We start from the raw sequence: 18,250 nt of genomic DNA, 5'->3' as shown, positions 1-18,250 counted from the left end.
CGCCCCCTTCTCGACCCCGAAGCCGCGATGGCTTAAGGGGTCGGGAAGACGGGGACGTGGCGGAATCGGTAGACGCGCCGGACTTAAAATCCGTTGGAGCAATCCGTGTGGGTTCGAGTCCCACCGTCCCTACCAACCGCGGCGAATGCAAGTCTCCGCAAGCAAACGATTTCCCTTCGCAAAAGCAGCTACCCACGGCAGAGTGGGCAACCCGACTTCCCGTGTCGGCTGAATCGACGACCTAGACTGTAATAGTCATTTCTAGATCGCTCGACTCTCGTCAGAATTGCGCCGGTTTCTAGGAGAGCCTGCGGCGCACGCGGCGATCGGTCGGCCGGAGCCCTTTTCGATCTGATGGCGTCCATCGGATCGGACAAAAGTGGCTAGCTCGGTTCGGTCGCGTATGCCCTTAAGCACTCCTGGCGCGACGAGCGGCTTGCCCGATCGTCGGGTGCGACTATCGTCCGTCCTCTGTTGCGTTCGAGTGCTTGACCCATGGCTGATGACAAGACCCCCGATCCCGTCGATGTCCACGTCGGGCGCCGGCTGCGAATGCGGCGCAAGGATCTGGGTTACTCCCAGCAAGCGCTGGCCGACGCCTTGGGACTGACGTTCCAGCAGGTGCAGAAGTACGAGGGCGGCGCCAACCGCATCAGCGCCAGCAAGCTGCACGCCACGGCCATGTTCCTGAAGACGCCGATCGGCTTCTTCTTCGAAGGCCTGGACGACCCGGAAGGCGCCGACACCACCGCCGCCGACCTCGCCAACGAGATGGCCGAGTTCTGGTCGACGCCCGGCGGCCCCGAACTGGCCCGCGCCTATGTCGGCATCCGCTCGACCGGCATGCGCCGCCACCTGGCCGACCTGGCCAAGGCCATCGCCGACGACGAATAGCCTCCTTCGCCCTAGGACGGGTTGGCCACGCGCTCGATATTCTTGGCGCCGGCCTCTTCCAGGGCCGCGATCAGCTCGGCCTCGGCCGCGTCCAGCTCGGTCGCGTCACGGCCACGCAGCACCAGGTTCGCGCCATAGACGTCGGGCGGGCTGAAGAACGGATAGCTGCCCAGCGACATCTCCGGGTGCGCCTTGGCGACCGCCTCCAGCGGCGCGGCGATGACGCCCTCGCCCGTGCCGGTAACCCGCACCGTCTTGCTCAGCACCACCGCCCCGGTCCGCAGGCGCGGGCCGACGTCTTCCAGCATGCCGCGCATGATCGCCGGCACGCCGGCCAGGACGAAGACGTTCTCCTTCTGGAAGCCGGGCGGGCCTTGGACGGGGTTCTTCACCAGGCTGCCGCCTTCCGGCACATGCGCCATGCGACGGCGGGCGGCGTTCGGCTCGCCCCAGCGCTCGCGCAGCATGGCCATGATCTCGGGATGCTCGGGCGCGGTCACGCCGAAGGCCTTGGCGATCGAGTCGGCGGTGATGTCGTCGTGGGTCGGGCCGATGCCGCCCGTGGTGATCACATAGTCGTACTTGGTGCGCAGGGCGTTGACCGCGTCGATGATCTCCTGCTCGACGTCCGGCACCACGCGCGCTTCGCAGAGATCCACGCCATAGGTCGCCAGATACTTGGCGATGGCCGCGAGGTTGGTGTCCTGGGTGCGCCCGGACAGGATCTCGTCGCCGATGATCATCACCGCCGCCGTCACGCGCTCGGATTGGGTGGCCGTCATCGTCGCTATCCCCTACATCGCCGTTTGCTTTTCAGGATCGACTTAGGCTTCGCATGCTGCTCCCGCAACCGCTCGTTCGCGGCCGATTGGTGTCGCGCTACAAGCGCTTCTTCGCCGACCTCGTCCTGGACGACGGGCAAGAGGTCACGGCCCACTGCCCCAACCCCGGCGCCATGCTGGGCGTGCGCGAGCCGGGCCTGGTCGCCTGGGCCTCGTGGTCGCCCGATCCCAAGCGCAAGCTCGCCTACACCCTGCAGATGGTCGAGCAGGGAAACGCCCTGGTCGGGATCAACACCCTCTTGCCCAACAAGCTGGTCGCCGAGGCCCTGGCGGCCGGCGCGATCCCAGAACTGACCGGCTACGACACGGTGCGCCCCGAGGTGAAGTACGGCGAGGCCAGCCGGGTGGACTTCCTGCTGACCGGCGAGGGCCGCGCGCCGTGCTGGCTGGAGGTCAACACATGTGTTGAGCATTCACAACCTAGCGGGAGACTTTGGCTCGAAGTGAAAAATTGCCACTTTTCAATGACTAACGGCCTCGCCGAATTTCCGGATTGCAAGGCTGAACGCTCTACCCGACACCTCGCCGATCTGGCAGCGCAAGTAGCCCAAGGCGATCGAGCGGCGGTCCTATTCGTCGTCCAGCGCGAGGACTGCGACACCTTCAGCGCCTGCGCTGACCATGACCCAGCCTTCGCTCTGGCCTTGACTAGGGCGGCAGATGCTGGCGTCGACTTACTGGTCTATGCCTGCGCGATGGGGACGGAGGCGATAACGCTCAGCCGTCGGATCGAGTGGCTACGGTAGGCGCAACCGCTGAACCTTTTGGTCGCTCTTCTGGAACACGGCATTAGAGCCGCGACACCGCAACCCCGTAAAGGAGTTCCCGATGTCGATGCTCAAGACGCTCAAGCTGGTGGCCGCCAAGCCTACTCCGGCGGATGCCAAGACCCGCAACCGCGAAAAGCTGGTCCGCTACCTGACCGACCAGAAGGCTCTCGTGACCGAGAAGCTGGGTGGTCCAGCATACAACCCGACGCGCATGGTCACGCGCAAGGACGGAGCCGGCAATAGCCACCGCGTTGAGGCCCCGCGCAAAGTCCGTCGCGGCTGGTTCACCGACGCCAGCGGCAACCTGGCCTTCACTGTGCGCTACGGCGCTAAGCCCCTGGAACTGGCCAAGGGCATGACGGCGATTTCGGTCGACAACCTGGAAGCGCTGCCCGCCGTGATCGACACGCTGACCCAAGCTGTCGAGGCCGGTGAACTCGACGCCGTGGCGGCCGCTGCGGCCGTCGAGCGGCAGCGCAACTTCAAGAGCAAGGCCAAGGCCTAGAAACAGAAGGACATAGAGCGACCATGGGCGCTCTATGTCCTCTGCGTTCCCCGATGCGCCCTCGCACCTTTACGCCCGCCACTATCCGCAAGGCGGTGTCGCTGCTGAAGATCAGTGTCCGACCGACAGCGGGCAACCCATTCCACTATCGCCTGTTCGTGCTGTCTCCATCGGAATACGAGCCTTTGGATCAGCACGACTTGTCCTCACCGCATCCGCCTACAGGCATGTCGGTTACCGATTATGACTGGATGAAACCGGTCAGCCGGGTGATGCGGGAAGCTCGGAAACGACACCTGCTGTTCCGCACTCTAGGCATCTCCCCCCGGCTACAGGATCGCCTGCGCGCCCGACTAGGCCGGATGCCGACCGATGTCGAAATCGCCGAGGATTACCGATCTTTTCTGCTGAATGACCTCCTGGCGCTCCAGGGGACCAGCGAACCCATTTCCAGCTAGGCTGTCGCGGTCGCACGGAGATCCCATGCAAGCTCTCTCCAAGTCCAAACTGCTCGCCCTGGGACACTGCCGTCGGCGGCTATGGCTCGACGTTCACAAGCCCGCAGCCCGCAGCCCCTCCGACGGCAGTGCCGCGTTGATCGAAGCAGGACACCGCGTTGGCGAAATCGCGCGCGCGCTCTTCGACCCGGAACGTCGAGGCGTGCTTGTGGATCGCAGCGAAGGGCAAGAGCCTGCCTTCGCCAGAACCGCCGAACTTCTCGCTGCCGACAATCCGATCTTCGAGGCGGGCTTCTCAGCGGGCGGGACGCTGATCTTCGCCGATATCCTCGCCCCGGCTTCTCCTGCCTCCACCGGCGAACGCGCTTGGCGTCTTATCGAGGTCAAATCGTCGGGCGGCGTCAAAGACCATTATCTCGATGACGTCGCGGTTCAGGTGTTCGTCGCCGACGCCGCAGGCGTGAAGATTGATGAAGTGTCGGTCGCCCATATCGACACGTCATGGGTCTATCCCGGTGACGGCGAATATCGGGGCTTGCTCATCGAGCGCGATGTCACGGTCCAAGCTCAAGAGGGCGCAGCGCGCGTATCGGCCTGGATCGAGCAGGCGAACGTGGTGTTGGCTGGCGACATGCCGGATGTCCGTCGAGGACGCCATTGCAAGGCCCCCGTGGAATGCGGCTTCGCGCAATTCTGCGCCCAACTCGACCCCGATCCGCAATTTCCTTCCGCATGGTTGCCGCGTGTCACCTCGGGCGCGCTGAAGGCGCTGATCGAGGAACAGGGCGTGCGGGACCTAACCCAGGTACCCGACAATCTGCTCAATCCCATCCAACTCCGCGTGAAGCAGCACACGCTTTCCAACGCGGTCTATTTCAACGCCGTCGCTGCTGCGGCGGCGCTCAAGCCCTACGGTTTTCCGGCCTATTTCCTTGACTTCGAGACCATCCAGTTCGCCGTTCCCATTTGGGCGGGCACCAAACCCTTTCAGCAAATCCCCTTCCAGTTCAGCCTGCATGTCATGCCCGCCGAAGACACTTTCGAGCACGTGGACTTCTTGGACCTGACGGGTGACAACCCGTCCGAGCGCCTGGCCCATGCGCTGATCCACGCCTGCGGGAGCCAGGGCGTAATCTTCGCCTACAACGCTGCTTTCGAGCGCGGGGTTATCCTGGCGCTCGCAGAGCAGTTCCCTACCCTTGCAGCGGCTCTCAGGGGCATCGCGGGGCGCTTGGTGGACTTGTTGCCCCTGGCACGCGAGCATTTCTACCATCCCAGCCAGAAGGGCAGTTGGAGCATCAAGGCCGTGCTGCCAGCCATCGCCCCCGACCTGCGTTATCAAGATTTGGAAGGCGTCCAGCACGGCGGGATGGCGCAGGAGGCCTATCTCGAAGCGATCCGACCCGAGACCGCGCCGGAGCGGCGGGCCGTGCTGCGGCGGCAGCTAGAGCGCTACTGCGAACTGGACACCTGGGCGATGGTGCGGCTGTGGCAGTTCTTCACCGGCCGGATGTACACAGCCAGTTCTGATCAAAAATAATTCTTCCACCACAACCATAGATTTTGCCCTAGATCGCATCCAAAGGCGATGCGTGTTAGGCGTGCAAAAGCACGAACTGTACTAGGTCAAGAGAATGGGCAAACAGCCTTGCGTAGAGGCTCACGCTGTCGATGCATATGTAGGCCTGAGATTGCGGATGCGCCGTCGATCACTCGGGCTAAGCCAAACTGAACTCGCAGTCGGCCTTGGCCTCACTTTCCAACAAATCCAGAAGTATGAGCTTGGCGCAAACCGGGTCAGCGCGAGCAAGCTCTATGAGGCAGCCGTCTTTCTCCGAGTCCCCATCACCTACTTCTTCGAGGGCATGGACGATGAGCAGGGTCATGTCGATGAGGCGAGGGCGCGGACCTTGAACGCCTTCATGGTGACCAACGAAGGATTGGAACTCGCCCAATCGTTTTGCCGCATCGCCGAACACCGCGTTCGGCGCGAGATATTGACCCTAGCCCGCGCGCTCGCGGATGCCGAGAACGATGGAGCTGTAGGGGCCGGAGGCGTTGCAAGTCCTTAGCCTCGGCCCACGCAACCGGATTTGTCGTAGCCGGTGGACATAACGAGAGTAGACAAATCTTTTCCCATTGCTGAGCCGGGACTTCCCTCGCATCGCAAGGGATGCAATCGGCTACATGCGGGAGAGGATACGGGGGGCAATTGTGTGAGAGATGTCGAGTTCAAGAAGTGGCTCGAAGACCGAGGCGCCAATACCGAGGCAGGGCGAAACACGCGTACGTATGCGGTTCGTTCGATCCAGAACAAGCTCAGTGAGCTAGGCTCTCCTCATGCCGATCTTGAAGCGGCTTGGGCCGATGATCGCTTCGCGCAGCTGCGCGCTCGCTTGAAGAGGATGCGTGAAGACTTCACTGCGGGCGGAGAGGATTTCCGCATTCTCATGCCTCGATCGGAGAGGCCGCATAACCGGTTGTCGAGCTGGGGATCTTGGCTCGCGCAATATGGTCAGTTTCTTGATGGTGAGCCCCACGGCGACACGGACGCCGATCGTATTCGCCACTATGTACTTGAGCACTACATAGAACCTGGTCGGGAGCGTGGCGACGGTAAGGTTGATGTCCTTGTGCGCAACGTCAATGAAGCGCTGAAGCTCAACCAAGCGTGGCCCAACATCTGCCAGACGCTCATCGGCCGCAAATTTCTCGAAATGGCGGATCTAAGCCCACCGGAAAGGATCGGTGCGCACCAAAGTTCGGCGACAGTATTCCGTTTCAACCTCGATCCAGTTGACGAGGTGCAGAAGCCATCACGGCCATTCACGCTCTTCGACAAGTCGGGCCAGGGCTATCAGCCGACCCGCACTTCTCATGGATCGGGCATATCGACCTATGACATTCAGCGGCCCGGAACATCGAACCGAGCAAACGACGCCGAGCGCGTAGAAACCATCGCAGAAGTCGCGCGCGCCATGTTGGTCGAGGGGCGGCTCGCACGGGTCAAGCGGATCGATAATAAGGGGCCGACCAATTATGTGGGCTACGGCAAACAGAAGCTTGTCCGCTACCAGCTCGATCCGGCGATCGCTGCGGAATTGGGTGTGCCGGCGAGCGGCAGTGTTGCCGAACCTGTGTCATGGCTTGCTGAAAGGAAAGTGGTGCCCATGACTGCTGAGCCCACCAATCTCATCCTGTTCGGCCCTCCTGGAACAGGTAAAACCTACGCTACGGCCTCCGAAGCCGTGCGCCTTTGCGGTGAACCCGTCCCGGCCGACCGCGAGGAGTTGATGACGGCTTATCATCGCCTTGCGGATACCGGGCGGATCGAGTTCGTCACTTTCCATCAATCCACCGCCTATGAGGATTTTGTCGAAGGGCTGCGTCCTACCCAGGTCACCGATGGCGGGGCGGCCGGCTTCGAGCTAAAGCCAGAGCTGGGCATCTTCCGTCGCATAGCGCGCCGGGCGGAAACCAGCACCGGAACAGGTAGCGTCAGCTTTTCGGTCGCCGACCGAAAAATCTTTAAGATGTCGATCGGTGAGGTCGCCAATTCGGACGATTCATATCTGTTCGAAGAAGCAATCGACGGCGGCTACGCATTGCTGGGGTTCGAAGACATCGACTGGTCGAACCCTCGCTTCGGGGATCGCGAAGCGATTATCGACGCCCTCCGCACAGCAGGTGCTAACGATGGCGAACCCAACGCCCTGAGCGGGCGCGTGCAGATGCCCTTTATCTTCCGCAACGAGGTGAAGCGCGGCGATATAATCGTCGTCTCGAAGGGTAACCGCCTGTTCCGGGCGATTGGCGAGGTGACGGGTGACTATCAGTTTGAGCCGCGAAAGGGCGGCGGCTACGCTCATCGACGAGCCGTCCGCTGGCTATGGGTCGATCGAACCGGTGCGGCTACTAGCGAGATATACGCCCGCAGCTTCACTCAGAAGTCGATTTATGCGCTTACCAAAGCCGACCTGAACATTCCGGCGCTTGAACGCTATATTTCGAGCCAGCAAGACACAGGTTCGGGTGCCCCAGAACCGTTCGTGCTGGTTATCGATGAGATCAATCGGGCCAACATCTCCAAGGTCTTCGGCGAACTTATTACTCTGCTTGAGGTCGACAAGCGCCTCGGACAGCCGAACGCGCTCAAGGTGCGCTTACCCTATTCTGGCGACGTGTTCGGCGTCCCCGCCAACCTACATATCATCGGCACCATGAATACAGCCGATCGTTCGATCGCGCTGCTCGATACCGCGCTGCGCCGCCGGTTCGAATTTCGCGAGTTGATGCCTGATGCCTCATTGTTGGGAACAGTTGACGGCATCGACGTTGCGGCCCTGCTGGCTATTATCAATGAGCGGGTCGAGTATCTCTTTGACCGGGAGCATCAGATCGGTCACGCTTATTTCATTGGTTGCAAGACGCGCGATGATTTGGATGCGGTCATGCGGCACAAAGTGATCCCTCTGCTCGCTGAATATTTCTATGAGGATTGGGCGAAGGTCGCCGCCGTGTTGGGCGACGGTGATGACGGCGAAGGCGATCGCCAGGGCCGCTTCATCAACCGCCGCAGATTGAAGGCACCCCATGGCTTGGGTGGCAATGAAGATGTGGCCCCGCGCTATCGCTGGAGTGTTCGCGATACATTCTCCTATGATGGATTCGCCTCGGCGTGATCCGCCGAACGCTTCTTGAATGGGAGAGCATCCGCTACGGCGATGCGGCGGACGAGATTCCGGTGCTTGCCGCAGAGCGGATCGCGGCGGTTGCGTCCGCATCGCCGCTCGCCTCTCGTCGCGGCGGCATCCTTGAGCATGGCCGCAAGGCAATTCGCGCTCGCGGCGTCGTCGGCGTCATTGCCGCCAGCGGCTGTACCCTAGAGATCTTGCCCAAGATCGACGTACCCGGCGAGGAAGGCGGCCGGGCTACGGGCAACATCCGTCGCCGTCTCGTCCATATGCTCGCGGTTGCGCTCGACCTGAAGATTGAAGCGGGGCAGATCACCGCGCTCGACTGGCAGCGCGAGACAATGCTGGAGATACTGGTCCGGCTATTCTCAGAAAAGTTGGTCGATGCGGTGCGACAAGGAATACCGCGTCGCTACGTCGAACATGCCGACGATCTGCCGGTGTTACGTGGGCGACTGAATGTCACGCGCCAGTTCACGACACTGGCGGTCGCCCCGTCGCGGCTCGCATGCCGCTACGATGCGCTGACGCCGGACATCGCGCTCAATCGCATCATGAAGGCGGCGATCACGCGGCTTTCCCGCATCGCACGCACCCCTGACAATCAGCACCGCCTGCGCGAACTGGCATTTGCCTATGCAGATATTGCGCCTGTCCCCGTGCCAGCTCTGCGCTGGCGCGATGTGGTGCTGGACCGCACAAATGAGCGCTGGCGCGAACTGCTGAACCTCGCGCGTCTACTGCTAGGTGAACGCTTTCAAACTACCTCGGGCGGCGGTAGCGAAGGCTTCTCGCTGATGTTTGAGATGAATACGCTGTTTGAGGAGTATGTCGCGCGCATGCTCAGGAGTGCGCTGTCCCACACAGACCTTCGCGTAGTCAGCCAAGGCGGTCGGCTTTATTGCCTCGAAGACGAGGACCGACGCCAGATCTTTCAGACCCGCCCGGATATCCTCATTAAGCGCGGCGACGCCGTGCTGCAGGTGATCGACACCAAATGGAAGCGGATCACGGGGCGGATCGACGATCCAAAACGCGGCGTGTCTCAAGCCGACGTCTACCAGATGATGGCCTATGGCCGCCTCTATCAGTGCGGCAAGCTCACCCTTCTCTATCCGCATCATCGCGAAACTGGATGCGAAGAAGGGTTGATCGGAAATTACGCCGTCAACTCCAGCTCTGATCGCTTGGAGCTGTTCTCCATCGACCTGTCGCATAGTGACCGGCTCAAGGCACGCCTGGCCGCCGCCTGCCTGCCGCGCGGCGCTGAGCCGGAGAATTAATGTCGAATGGCTCATTCCCGCTGCTTGTAAGCCTGCGGTGCGGGCCACCTTATCGTTGTGGCGGCCTTCCCGCGCCTCGAACTTGGCGCGATTCGCTCAACATAGTCGATATAGCCGCCATCCTCACCTTGTATGCAGATGCGGGGCGTGTCGCATTAGACTACACCCATACGCGACGCCTGCCGACGCCCTGCTAGGCGTCTTAATTAGGTTGATTTCCGCCCTATAAGACACAATCGCGAATGGCCTTAGACCCAAAGGAGAAGGCCATGCTCGTCGGTTACGCCCGCGTCAGCACCACCGAACAATCTCTTGAAGTTCAGCTGGATCAACTCGCCCAAGCCGGGGTCGAGAAGGTCTTCAGCGAACAGCGCAGCGGCAAGAGGGCGGCCAATCGGCCCGAGCTGCAACGCGCCCTGGATTTTTGCCGCGAGGGCGACACGTTCGTGGTCACGCGCCTCGACCGCTTCGCCCGGAGCGCCGCCGACCTTCACCGCACCGTCGAGCAACTGACCGCCAAGGGTGTTGGCTTCCGATGCCTCCAACAGGGCGGGATCGACACCACGACCACCCACGGCAAACTGATGCTCGGCATCTTGGCTGCCGTCGCTGAGTTCGAGCTGGACATTCGCCAGGAACGGCAACGGGAGGGCATCGAGAACGCCAAAGCAAAGGGTGTCTATCGCGGACGGAAGGCTTCCATTGATAGGAACGCGGTGAAGCGCATGAGCTTGGACGGGATGTCGGCGCGGTCGATCGCGGAGCGCCTTGGCTGTTCGCCGGCCAGCATCTATCGGTTAGCTGGAAAGCCTGCTGGTAACGCGCTCAACCTTTGAAAAGGGACAGTATCCATTGAGGCGCCGCGTTCGCGATCGCGAGCGCTTTCGTCGCGACGCTTTCCTTGATCTGCCCAGCTTGAAGCTTCGCACTTTCTCGGCCCAAATCGGCGTCAACGAGGTTTCCGACACCGGTCTCTAAAGCGTCGGCGAGGCGTCCGTTTTGTTCGATAAGGCGATCGAACGAACTCGCGCGCTCGCCGTAGTAGGTTGCGGCTTCCACGGCCTGTCCGAGGGCAGCGTCGAGACTGCTGAACAGTTGGGCGGGCTCATTCCAGTCGATCGCGTCGAGCTTCAAGGCGTTCAGCGTCATGGGGCGCGCAGCGACGCCTTCGAGGTCGCCGATCGAAGACCTGACGAACTCATAGTTGGTCGCGACCGATGCCAGAACCGATGTGGTGGTGGTCGTCGTGGTCGGCGTGGGGAGTGGATCGGTCGGTGTCAGAACGACGTTATTAATCTGCCACCCGGAACCGCCGAAATTCTCGTTAAAGCGAAATTCTAACGACTGTCCGTTGGCAGGGTCATAATCGAAGCTGAGAACATTTTGATAGGTAACTGGAGCCCCAGGCCCGACCGCCGCCCCGCCAGACACATAGGGCTGGCCTGTCGCGGCTACGCGTTGCGCCCCTTGCCATACCTCGACGACATCCAGGGCGCTGTAAGTATCAATATCAAGGTCGATCCGACCTGCCGCTGCGCCGCCGTTCACTGCGAATGTCCGACTGCCAGAGCCAGACGTGTAACCGACGAGGTTAGACATTGCAGGCGGGGTATAGGGTGAAGTCACCGTCGTGTAGGTGGTGGTCGTTTGCGTCACCGTGGTCGGCGTCAGGGTATCCGCCAACGGCTTCTTGCCATCGAACTCCGTTCGCAGCGCCGTGCGGTCGATCTGGCGTAGCAGAGCCTCGATGTCCGCGCGTATCGCTGCCTTTGCTTGTGTGCTTAGCGATGTGTCGCGATACGCAACCGCTTTCTCTCGCGCCTTCCGCAAGAGATCCGAGACAGCGTCTAAACCCGCCGAAGCCGTCGCGATGAGGGACTGACCCCGCGCCAGGCTGTCGTTGGCGACGGTCCAGCCACTCCGCTCCGCCGTCATCATGGTGGCGATCGAGTGGATCGCGCCATTGTCCTTCGCCGAGCCGATAGCCTTGCCGGTGGCGATCCGGGTGCGGCTCGTCGCCAGTTCCTTTTGCGCGGCAGCGAGCGCCTGTCGTGCTTGGTTCGCGGCGGCGTTGGTATTGATAGACGCCATCTAAAAACTCGACCGCTCGCAGCGGCTAAGCGAGGCGCAGCCCGCCGATGGGCAAGCGCGCGTCGTGAGGGAAAACACATCCCATGGCTAAACAGCGCCGCACAACCTTTGCTATCCGGGCTAAACCCGGATAGCGCCCTAGTTGGCCGCCCTACAGTAAAGCTGGATATGGATTTGGACCGCGCTCAGCCCCCGAAGACCTACGTCCTATCTCCGTTCGGCCTGGGCCTGATCGCGACCTACGCCTTTCTGTTCGCGGTCTTGCATTCCCTGGCGAGGGCCTGGGGCATCACGATCTACAGCCTCTGGTATCCGATCGCTGGCGTTCGCTTCGCGTTTCTCTGGCGGTATGGGGCGAAGTTTGCATGGCCGTTCGCGCTCGCCGAACTGCTGGTTCAGGCCCTCTGGGGGCGACTGGACAAGCCGCCAATCGAAGCACTGGTGTTCGGCTTGAGCGTAGTGTTGCCGCCGCTGGGTTACGGCCTTGGCATCCGTGTGGTTCGGGCGGCCCTCAAGGAAAAGCCCGAGAAGGAAACAGCCTTGTCCATGGCGATCGCCATGGCGGTTGCTCCGGCGGTGGCGGCGAGTTTCAGTCTGCCTTGGGCCTTTCTCGATCAGCGCGCGTCGTTGATATCGCACGTCGTGGATCGGCTGGCGGCCATTCTCACGTTCCTGATCGGCGACGTGCTGGGCGTTCTTCTGCTCGCGCCGCCGTTGCTCTGGGCGTTGGCGCTGCGAAGCGCGAAAAGCCGTCATGCGCCAAAGCGCCTGACGACGCCTCGGGTGTTCGAGGGCGCGGCGGCGGTCGTGCTGGCCTTCCTGGTCTCATGGGTGGCCTACAGCGCCGAGTTGGGTGTGCGCCTGGAGCCCTTTGTTCTGGCGACCGTGTGGATTGGTCTCCGTCTTGGCCCCTGGGCCGCCTGGAGCGTGGCAGCGTCCACAGCGCTTTACGTGCTGTTTGGTCTTCCCACCGCGACGCCGACCGCTGATCGGGTGGAGCTGCACCTATTGGCCGCCTGTATCGCTGTCGCGGGCTACCTGGCGGGCGGCTACTCCGACGCTGAAATCCGTCACGCCGCGGAGATCGCCCAGCGTGATCGGCTGCTTTTTCAGGCCGAACGGCTGAAGACCCTGCGTGCCATGTCCGTGGCGATCATCCACGAGATCAGCCAGCCGCTATCTACGCTGGCTGTCGAGGCCAAGCATCTGCGGGAAGCGAGCCAAGCCGGGTCCATCGAGGAAGAGGATTTCAAGTTCACGGCGCAGCTCATCGAGCGCAAGAGCAGCAGCCTTGCCGAACTGGTGCGGACGCTACGGCGCTTTGGTGCGCGGACGACCGAACCCGCGACGTTGATCGCGCTTTCGGACGTGGTCAACGAAGCGGTGTTGGTTGTTCAATCGGAAGCCAAGGCTCTGAAGGTCAGACTGGAGATCGACGGCGCATCTCGCGAGCAGATTGTCGGCAACGCATTGGAGCTACAGCAGGCCCTGGTCAACTTGCTGCGCAACGCGATGTCCGCCTCGCCCGGAACGAGCGTGATGGTCCGTTTGGGCTCTACGCCCGCGAGAGCTTTTTTCGCCGTAGAGAACACTCCGACCGTCACCCCGGCTGATGGCATGGGCGTGGGGCTCATCATCGCGCGAACCATTGTCGAGGCGTCAGGCGGCGAGCTGAGACGAAGCGAAATCGGCTCACGCGTAATCTACCGCGCCGATTTTCCGATTAAGGCGTTCGAGCATGGGTGACGCCATCTAGGTTATCGACGATGACCTTGACCTGGCGCAGAGCCTCGCGCGCCTGTTTGGGCGTCACGGATTAGAAGCGCACGCTTTCGCGGATCGGGCAGGCCTCCCTAGTGTGCATAGGGGCGGTGATGGCGGGCTCTGCATCGTCACGGACATCATGCTCTGCGACGACAACGGCTTTGATGTCGCCCAAAGCATACGCGCCTGGGCTCCGGGCGCGGCGGTCCTATTCATGACTGCCTGGCCCCACACCGCCGACGCGGTGGACGCGATCCGCCGGCATGGGGGCATCGACTATCTTGAGAAGCCGATCGACGAGGAGAGGCTTTTGCGGTCGGTTTCCGAAGGTCTGACTTGGAGCCGGGAGCGCATCCGTGCGGCTCAGGTTGTCGAGAAGCTTTCGCCCCGAGAGCGTGAGGTGCTGAGGCTGGTCGCCGACGGCAAGAGCAGCAAGGCCATCGCCAATGACCTTGGCCTCTCACTGAAGACGGTGGAGGATCACCGCGCGGCGATCAGATCCAAGACTGGCGTTCACCTCCTTGAGGATTACGTTCGGCTCGGCAAGGCCCTGCAGGGCCGGCCTGGGCACGTTTCGCTGCCTCTCTCGCGAGAGCTTTGACCCTGATCTTTGCCTTGGTCTCCTTGGACATGTCCCCGCGCTTTATTCCGCGTTGCTTTTCCGCACGACGTTCGACGTGTTGCCGGGTCTGCTCCTTGCCACGCTTGGCCGCCCCGATCCGCGCCCGCGCGCCGTCGGAATGCGTGTCACCCTTTCGTTTGCGGAACATTTGCCGGCTGTTCCTGTAGTTGAGGATTTTGGCGGTCGAGCTGTCCATAACACCGGCAGCGTGGGCTTCCGGCGACACCCAGCTAAGCACGTAGCCGACGCGCTGTGGGGTAGCTGCGGTGCCCTCCATTTGTTCGAGACGGCTGGTAATCACCGCCCGCTGATAATTCGAAACCAGGCCACAGAACTCGTCGAAATTCAGGTTGAAGGCTCGCCCGCACCTCAGCTGATAGCGGCGGCTGCGGTTATACCAGACCACGAGATATTCATCGTATGTCATCACGTTGATACTCCTAAGAAGAAAGGCCCCACCACGCGGGGGCGACGCGCAGCAAGGCCTGGCATTTCTTCTTCAAGGAAAGCGATCAGGAACTTTCTGCCGAAGCGGCAGACTTCGCCCCTGCTGCTTCGCCTATATTTATGACCTGACATTTTTCGGGGACCGCTTGAGCGGAATTTCCGCCGACCAGTAACTTAAGACCATCATAATAAGTGGAAATCCTGTGCGGACTTCCTGGCGGCGAAGCAGTAACTTAAGACCATCTATCGAAGATAAATGATGCCTTCAGGCACTCCCTCACCACCACGAACTCCACACAAGAAAGCCAGACCGGCGTGGATTACGCCTTCGCTCCGCGCGTTTCACGCGCTTGCTCGGCAATCCACTTGGTCAACGGCTTTCGCCTCCACTCGTTGGATGCCTTCGGCCGTCGCTGTCGCTCCACTCGGTCGCCTTCGGCTCCGTCCTGCGGACAGCCACCTGTCTGCGACGCCAGTCGAGGAAATAATGGCGCGGCGGCGAGCCCGGCGTTGGCCTATCTCCCGGGAACACCCACGCCTCCGCCCTGCAAGGGCTCAAGCAGGGGCGAAAGGGTGGTAGACAACACGCGGTAGCGACCAAGCCGCCGTGACCCTGCAAGAGCCCCTCAGGAGAAGGTTCACGATGAGAATGACCAACCGGGGCCCGGCACCCCAATAGCCCCCTGGCAGAACCAGGGGGCTCGGTCGATGCGGAGGGTCATAAAGTCAGCGGTCGGGGTCGTCGAACTCGACCTCGTCCACACCGACCGTCCAGCCGGTCAGGTGGGTTCCCCGCCTGGCGAACTCGGCGACGGGATCGGAGGCTGAGAGGATTTGCGTTACGGTCGTCAGATCGGCCGACAGGCTTGCAGGCATGTAGTCCGCCCTGATCCCGCCCTTGCCGATCAGGGAATAGCTGCCGGGAGCAAGTTCGGCGAGCCGGTTGGCCTGTTCAAAGGCAGTCAACATCCGGTCGATGGAGTGGTTGACCATCATCGCGCCGGATAGGGTGTCCCAGGCCGTTCCGGCCGAATAGCTCCCCTCGACGCAGAGATCGCCAAGGGTGATGCGTTTGCCTATCGCGCTCTCGGCGAATGGGAAGGGCTTCGTAGAGCCGATATAGACGCCGTTACAGGGTGCGACATGCGACGAGACGACAAGACCCTGTGGTGACGCTCTGAGGGGGCCTGCGACTTTATTATAGGACATCAGGTGCGACGGCGTGGCGGTGTCGAAGGTGATCCGTAGCTCGGACAAGCCCGGTCGCGCCCGCAGCGCATTCTGAACCGCCGTCAGCAGCACCGCGGCCTTGGCGGTGGAGGTGCCGAGGACGTGGATATGTCGCTGTCGGTCGTTCAGCTTGCCGTCACGCAGGAGCCAGCCGATTACCTCGACAAGCCTGGCCAGCTGGCGGGTAGCACCGCCGAATGCCCAGCCTTCAAATGGCTCATTCTTGACCGCGTCATACCAGGCCCTGATCTCCTTGCGGTCGCGACCCTGAAGGGTGGTGAGGTAAGGGACTGCCCCGCCACGGTTGGCGGCAAAGAACCTGTTGTTGTCCAACGAAGTCGCTAGGGCGTCGGCAAAGGTCGGAAACTGGCCCGTCGCGCGGCCCTTTGCGTAAGGCCCGATAGCTCGGGTCGGGATATCGAGGGTGATCCCGATATCGGCGTGGGCTTCCAGCCATTCAAGGCTTTCACGGCAGCTAGCCTCGTAGCTGAACGGCTTGGTGATGAACTGGAAGCCGCCGCTGTCGCCGATGACGGTCGAATAGCCATCGGGGCGGTCCTTGAGCCAGGAGGGCGTGTTGCTGCGGCCAAGATACTGACCGCCGCTGACCAAGACGTAGGGCGCATGGACGAGGGCGCTGGGATCAAGTGGGTTGAGGTCGGACGGCGCAAGGCCGTGCGGCATGGCGCGGGAGGCCGGTTTCCCCACGATGTCGAGGAAGGCATGCTGAAGGGCGGGCGCATATTGGGCGCGGTCCAGCCCGAGGGGTTGGTTGGTCATGATCGAATTTCCAGGAAGGGGCGACCCTTCCCCACTATTTCGGGGAAGGGTCTTTGCCGGTCAGGCGGTGAAGTCGTCGCGCGTCACACGGCGGAACCGTCCGCTGTGGTTGGCGACCCAGACCTTGTCGGTCTGGACGGCCTTGGGCAGGAACACCCGATAGGCGTTGGCCTCGGTCGTGAAGCTGATCTCCAACGCGCCCCCCTGGTCGATGTGGAAGGTCAGGTCCTCGGGTTTCATGTCCAGCACAACCCGAAGCGTATCCACCAGGGATCGCGCCAGCACTGCCAGCTTGGCCGTCGCCGAGCCCTTGCCCTCGATGGTGAAGGCCGTTCCCGCGCCCACGGAAAGCGACAAGCTGTCGGCGGTGACCGATACGTCCGCATGCCTGCCCGCGCCCTTGGCCGCATTCTTGGTCACGAAGGACTTGGCCAGTTCCGGCAACACGGTCACGGGAACGTCGAACGAGGCGGTGGGCTTGAACACCTTTTCGTCCAGCAGCCACATCCACATTTCGCGACGCCCCTGACCGAACTCGGACGCGACCTGAAGGCTCAGGTTCATGTCCTTGACCCGGACGTTCTCGCGCGCACGGAAGACCAGGGAGGTCACGCCGGTCGCCGAGACGTCCTGGCTGACCCGGTCCCACAGTTCGCGCCGGTCCAGCGGCATGATCTGTCCTTCCAGTCGCCCACGCTGGGAGGCGTTCACGAAGAACGAGCCCTTGGGGAGCGGAAGGCCAGGCCCGACCGGCTTGGCCATCATCAGGAGCGTGGGATTGGCGTCACGGGCCAGTGCGGAGGTCCATTCACCGTCGATGAGGAAGTGCTGACGCGTCGTCGGCAGCCGTTTCGTCCCCGGCGCGGCCGGATCATCGCCTTCCTCCTTCGGCAAATCGGACAAGCCGACCGGCAGCAGCAGCGCCGACGACGCAAAAAGCTCCATGGCCTGTTTGATCGGCAGCGCGGCCTTGGACCCGTCAGGCTTGCTCAATCCAGCGCTGACGGCGGCGAGATCCTGACGGGGTGAAAGCCGGAAGCGAACCATTCCATCATCGCCGATGATGGCCAGGACTTCCGAGACCCGGTTGAGGGCCAGGCCGGGCGGAAGGTCGTTGACGTCCATGGTCGCGAGCGTTTCGGTGCTGGCTACTGTGTGGATGATGCCCGTGGCAATCTCATCGCTCGTGACAACGGCTTCGGGTTCGTCACCGGCGCAGCGACGCTTCCAGGCGTCGGTCAGGCCGATGAGGTTTTTCCGCCCGCTCACGGGGTCTTCGTAGTCCTCGATGAACTTGGCGACGTCGGCAATGGTCTCGCCGTCATCAAGCCGCGCGACGACTTCAGAGCACGGATCGGCCAGTTTTTCGCCGGAGCGGTTCTTGATCCATTGCTTGACCAGCTTGCCGCCGCCACGGGCGCTCTCGACCATTTTCTCGCCTGGATAGCCCGTCGCGAGGGTGCAGAAGGAAGCGATGGGGCGGTCGCCCGTTCGCGGGCCTAGGAGGCCGCGCGTCTCGAACACTGGGTCGATGTGGGGGAAGTTCGCCGGATCACCGAACTCGCGGACGAGATGGACAATGCCGGAGGCCATGTCCCAAGTGGCTTTCCACTTCTTCCCTTCGTAGGCCTCCTTGGTCGCTTTGAACGCCGCCGCTGCGGCGACGTAGTCGACGCTCTGCTTGCGAATGTCGCTGGCCTTCTTGTCGAAGTCAGCGGCCATCGCAGCCTGCTCAATAGGGGTAAGGATGGAAGTCATGCAGTTGATCTCCCAACCCTGAACTTGGGGAGATCCACCGACACTAGCCCACTGCGAGGTCTAGTTCGGGACGGCGAGAATAGCCCCGCCGAAGTAGTTCAAGGTCGGTGAC

15 protein-coding genes and 1 tRNA gene are annotated in these 18,250 nt (G+C 62.2%); 12 read left to right on the top strand and 4 right to left on the bottom strand.

Going from position 1 to position 18,250, the window contains the following annotated elements; translation table 11 throughout:
* The first annotated feature begins 50 nt into the window (after nucleotides 1–50).
* Nucleotides 51–135: transfer RNA gene (locus CSW60_RS17375), tRNA-Leu, on the top strand.
* Between the two features lie 360 nt (nucleotides 136–495).
* Nucleotides 496–894 carry a helix-turn-helix domain-containing protein gene (locus CSW60_RS17370; protein WP_099538450.1) on the top strand — a complete coding sequence of 133 codons (399 nt, stop codon included), beginning with the start codon at nucleotides 496–498 and terminating at the stop codon, nucleotides 892–894.
* An 11-nt stretch (nucleotides 895–905) separates the two neighbouring features.
* On the opposite strand, the gene CSW60_RS17365 is transcribed toward CSW60_RS17370, so the two are convergent.
* Nucleotides 906–1,676, bottom strand: coding sequence for a competence/damage-inducible protein A (locus CSW60_RS17365; RefSeq protein ID WP_099538449.1), 771 nt, complete (start codon nucleotides 1,674–1,676; stop codon nucleotides 906–908).
* A 53-nt stretch (nucleotides 1,677–1,729) separates the two neighbouring features.
* On the opposite strand from CSW60_RS17365, the gene sfsA reads away from it, so the two are divergent.
* The 8 genes from sfsA to CSW60_RS17320 all read left to right on the top strand — a co-directional run bounded on the left by sfsA (nucleotide 1,730) and on the right by CSW60_RS17320 (nucleotide 10,282).
* On the top strand, nucleotides 1,730–2,482 hold the full coding sequence (gene sfsA / locus CSW60_RS17360; protein ID WP_099538448.1) for a DNA/RNA nuclease SfsA: 753 nt from the start codon (nucleotides 1,730–1,732) through the stop codon (nucleotides 2,480–2,482).
* 82 nt (nucleotides 2,483–2,564) lie between these two features.
* Entirely contained in the window at nucleotides 2,565–3,011 is a 447-nt protein-coding gene (locus CSW60_RS17355) for a DUF6641 family protein (RefSeq protein ID WP_099538447.1), read from the top strand.
* 53 nt (nucleotides 3,012–3,064) lie between these two features.
* Nucleotides 3,065–3,469 (top strand): hypothetical protein, encoded by a 405-nt coding sequence (locus CSW60_RS23220; protein WP_143324203.1) that lies wholly within the window; start codon nucleotides 3,065–3,067, stop codon nucleotides 3,467–3,469.
* Nucleotides 3,470–3,494: 25 nt separating this feature from the next.
* On the top strand, nucleotides 3,495–5,009 hold the full coding sequence (locus CSW60_RS17345) for a DUF2779 domain-containing protein (RefSeq protein ID WP_099538445.1): 1,515 nt from the start codon (nucleotides 3,495–3,497) through the stop codon (nucleotides 5,007–5,009).
* Between the two features lie 94 nt (nucleotides 5,010–5,103).
* Nucleotides 5,104–5,541 (top strand): helix-turn-helix domain-containing protein, encoded by a 438-nt coding sequence (locus CSW60_RS17340; protein ID WP_099538444.1) that lies wholly within the window; start codon nucleotides 5,104–5,106, stop codon nucleotides 5,539–5,541.
* Nucleotides 5,542–5,685: 144 nt separating this feature from the next.
* Nucleotides 5,686–8,151, top strand: coding sequence for an AAA family ATPase (locus tag CSW60_RS17330; protein ID WP_236634308.1), 2,466 nt, complete (start codon nucleotides 5,686–5,688; stop codon nucleotides 8,149–8,151).
* A complete protein-coding gene (locus CSW60_RS17325) occupies nucleotides 8,148–9,446 on the top strand; it encodes an McrC family protein (RefSeq protein WP_099538441.1) in 1,299 nt (432 codons plus the stop codon). The genes CSW60_RS17330 and CSW60_RS17325 overlap by 4 nt, the downstream gene beginning before the upstream one ends.
* A gap of 269 nt (nucleotides 9,447–9,715) precedes the next feature.
* A complete protein-coding gene (locus CSW60_RS17320; protein ID WP_099539169.1) occupies nucleotides 9,716–10,282 on the top strand; it encodes a recombinase family protein in 567 nt (188 codons plus the stop codon).
* On the opposite strand, the gene CSW60_RS24440 is transcribed toward CSW60_RS17320, so the two are convergent.
* Complete coding sequence (locus CSW60_RS24440) at nucleotides 10,272–11,537, bottom strand: flagellin (protein ID WP_099538440.1); 1,266 nt, start codon at nucleotides 11,535–11,537, stop codon at nucleotides 10,272–10,274. The two genes, CSW60_RS17320 and CSW60_RS24440, sit on opposite strands and share 11 nt — an antisense overlap.
* A gap of 168 nt (nucleotides 11,538–11,705) precedes the next feature.
* On the opposite strand from CSW60_RS24440, the gene CSW60_RS17310 reads away from it, so the two are divergent.
* Nucleotides 11,706–13,283: a HAMP domain-containing sensor histidine kinase gene (locus CSW60_RS17310; RefSeq protein WP_099538439.1), complete on the top strand. Its 1,578-nt coding sequence runs from the start codon at nucleotides 11,706–11,708 to the stop codon at nucleotides 13,281–13,283.
* A gap of 13 nt (nucleotides 13,284–13,296) precedes the next feature.
* Nucleotides 13,297–13,902: a response regulator transcription factor gene (locus CSW60_RS17305; RefSeq protein ID WP_255409020.1), complete on the top strand. Its 606-nt coding sequence runs from the start codon at nucleotides 13,297–13,299 to the stop codon at nucleotides 13,900–13,902.
* A 1,194-nt stretch (nucleotides 13,903–15,096) separates the two neighbouring features.
* On the opposite strand, the gene CSW60_RS17300 is transcribed toward CSW60_RS17305, so the two are convergent.
* Nucleotides 15,097–16,380 carry a hypothetical protein gene (locus CSW60_RS17300; protein WP_099538438.1) on the bottom strand — a complete coding sequence of 428 codons (1,284 nt, stop codon included), beginning with the start codon at nucleotides 16,378–16,380 and terminating at the stop codon, nucleotides 15,097–15,099.
* A 60-nt stretch (nucleotides 16,381–16,440) separates the two neighbouring features.
* A complete protein-coding gene (locus tag CSW60_RS17295; RefSeq protein ID WP_143324202.1) occupies nucleotides 16,441–18,138 on the bottom strand; it encodes a hypothetical protein in 1,698 nt (565 codons plus the stop codon).
* Nucleotides 18,139–18,250 lie beyond the last annotated feature (112 nt).

The organism is Caulobacter sp. X (genome assembly GCF_002742635.1).
In the GTDB taxonomy this organism is placed as follows: Bacteria; Pseudomonadota; Alphaproteobacteria; order Caulobacterales; family Caulobacteraceae; genus Caulobacter.
The sequence above is the reverse complement of the archived record's forward strand: the minus strand, read 5'-3'. Positions and strand labels throughout refer to the sequence as shown.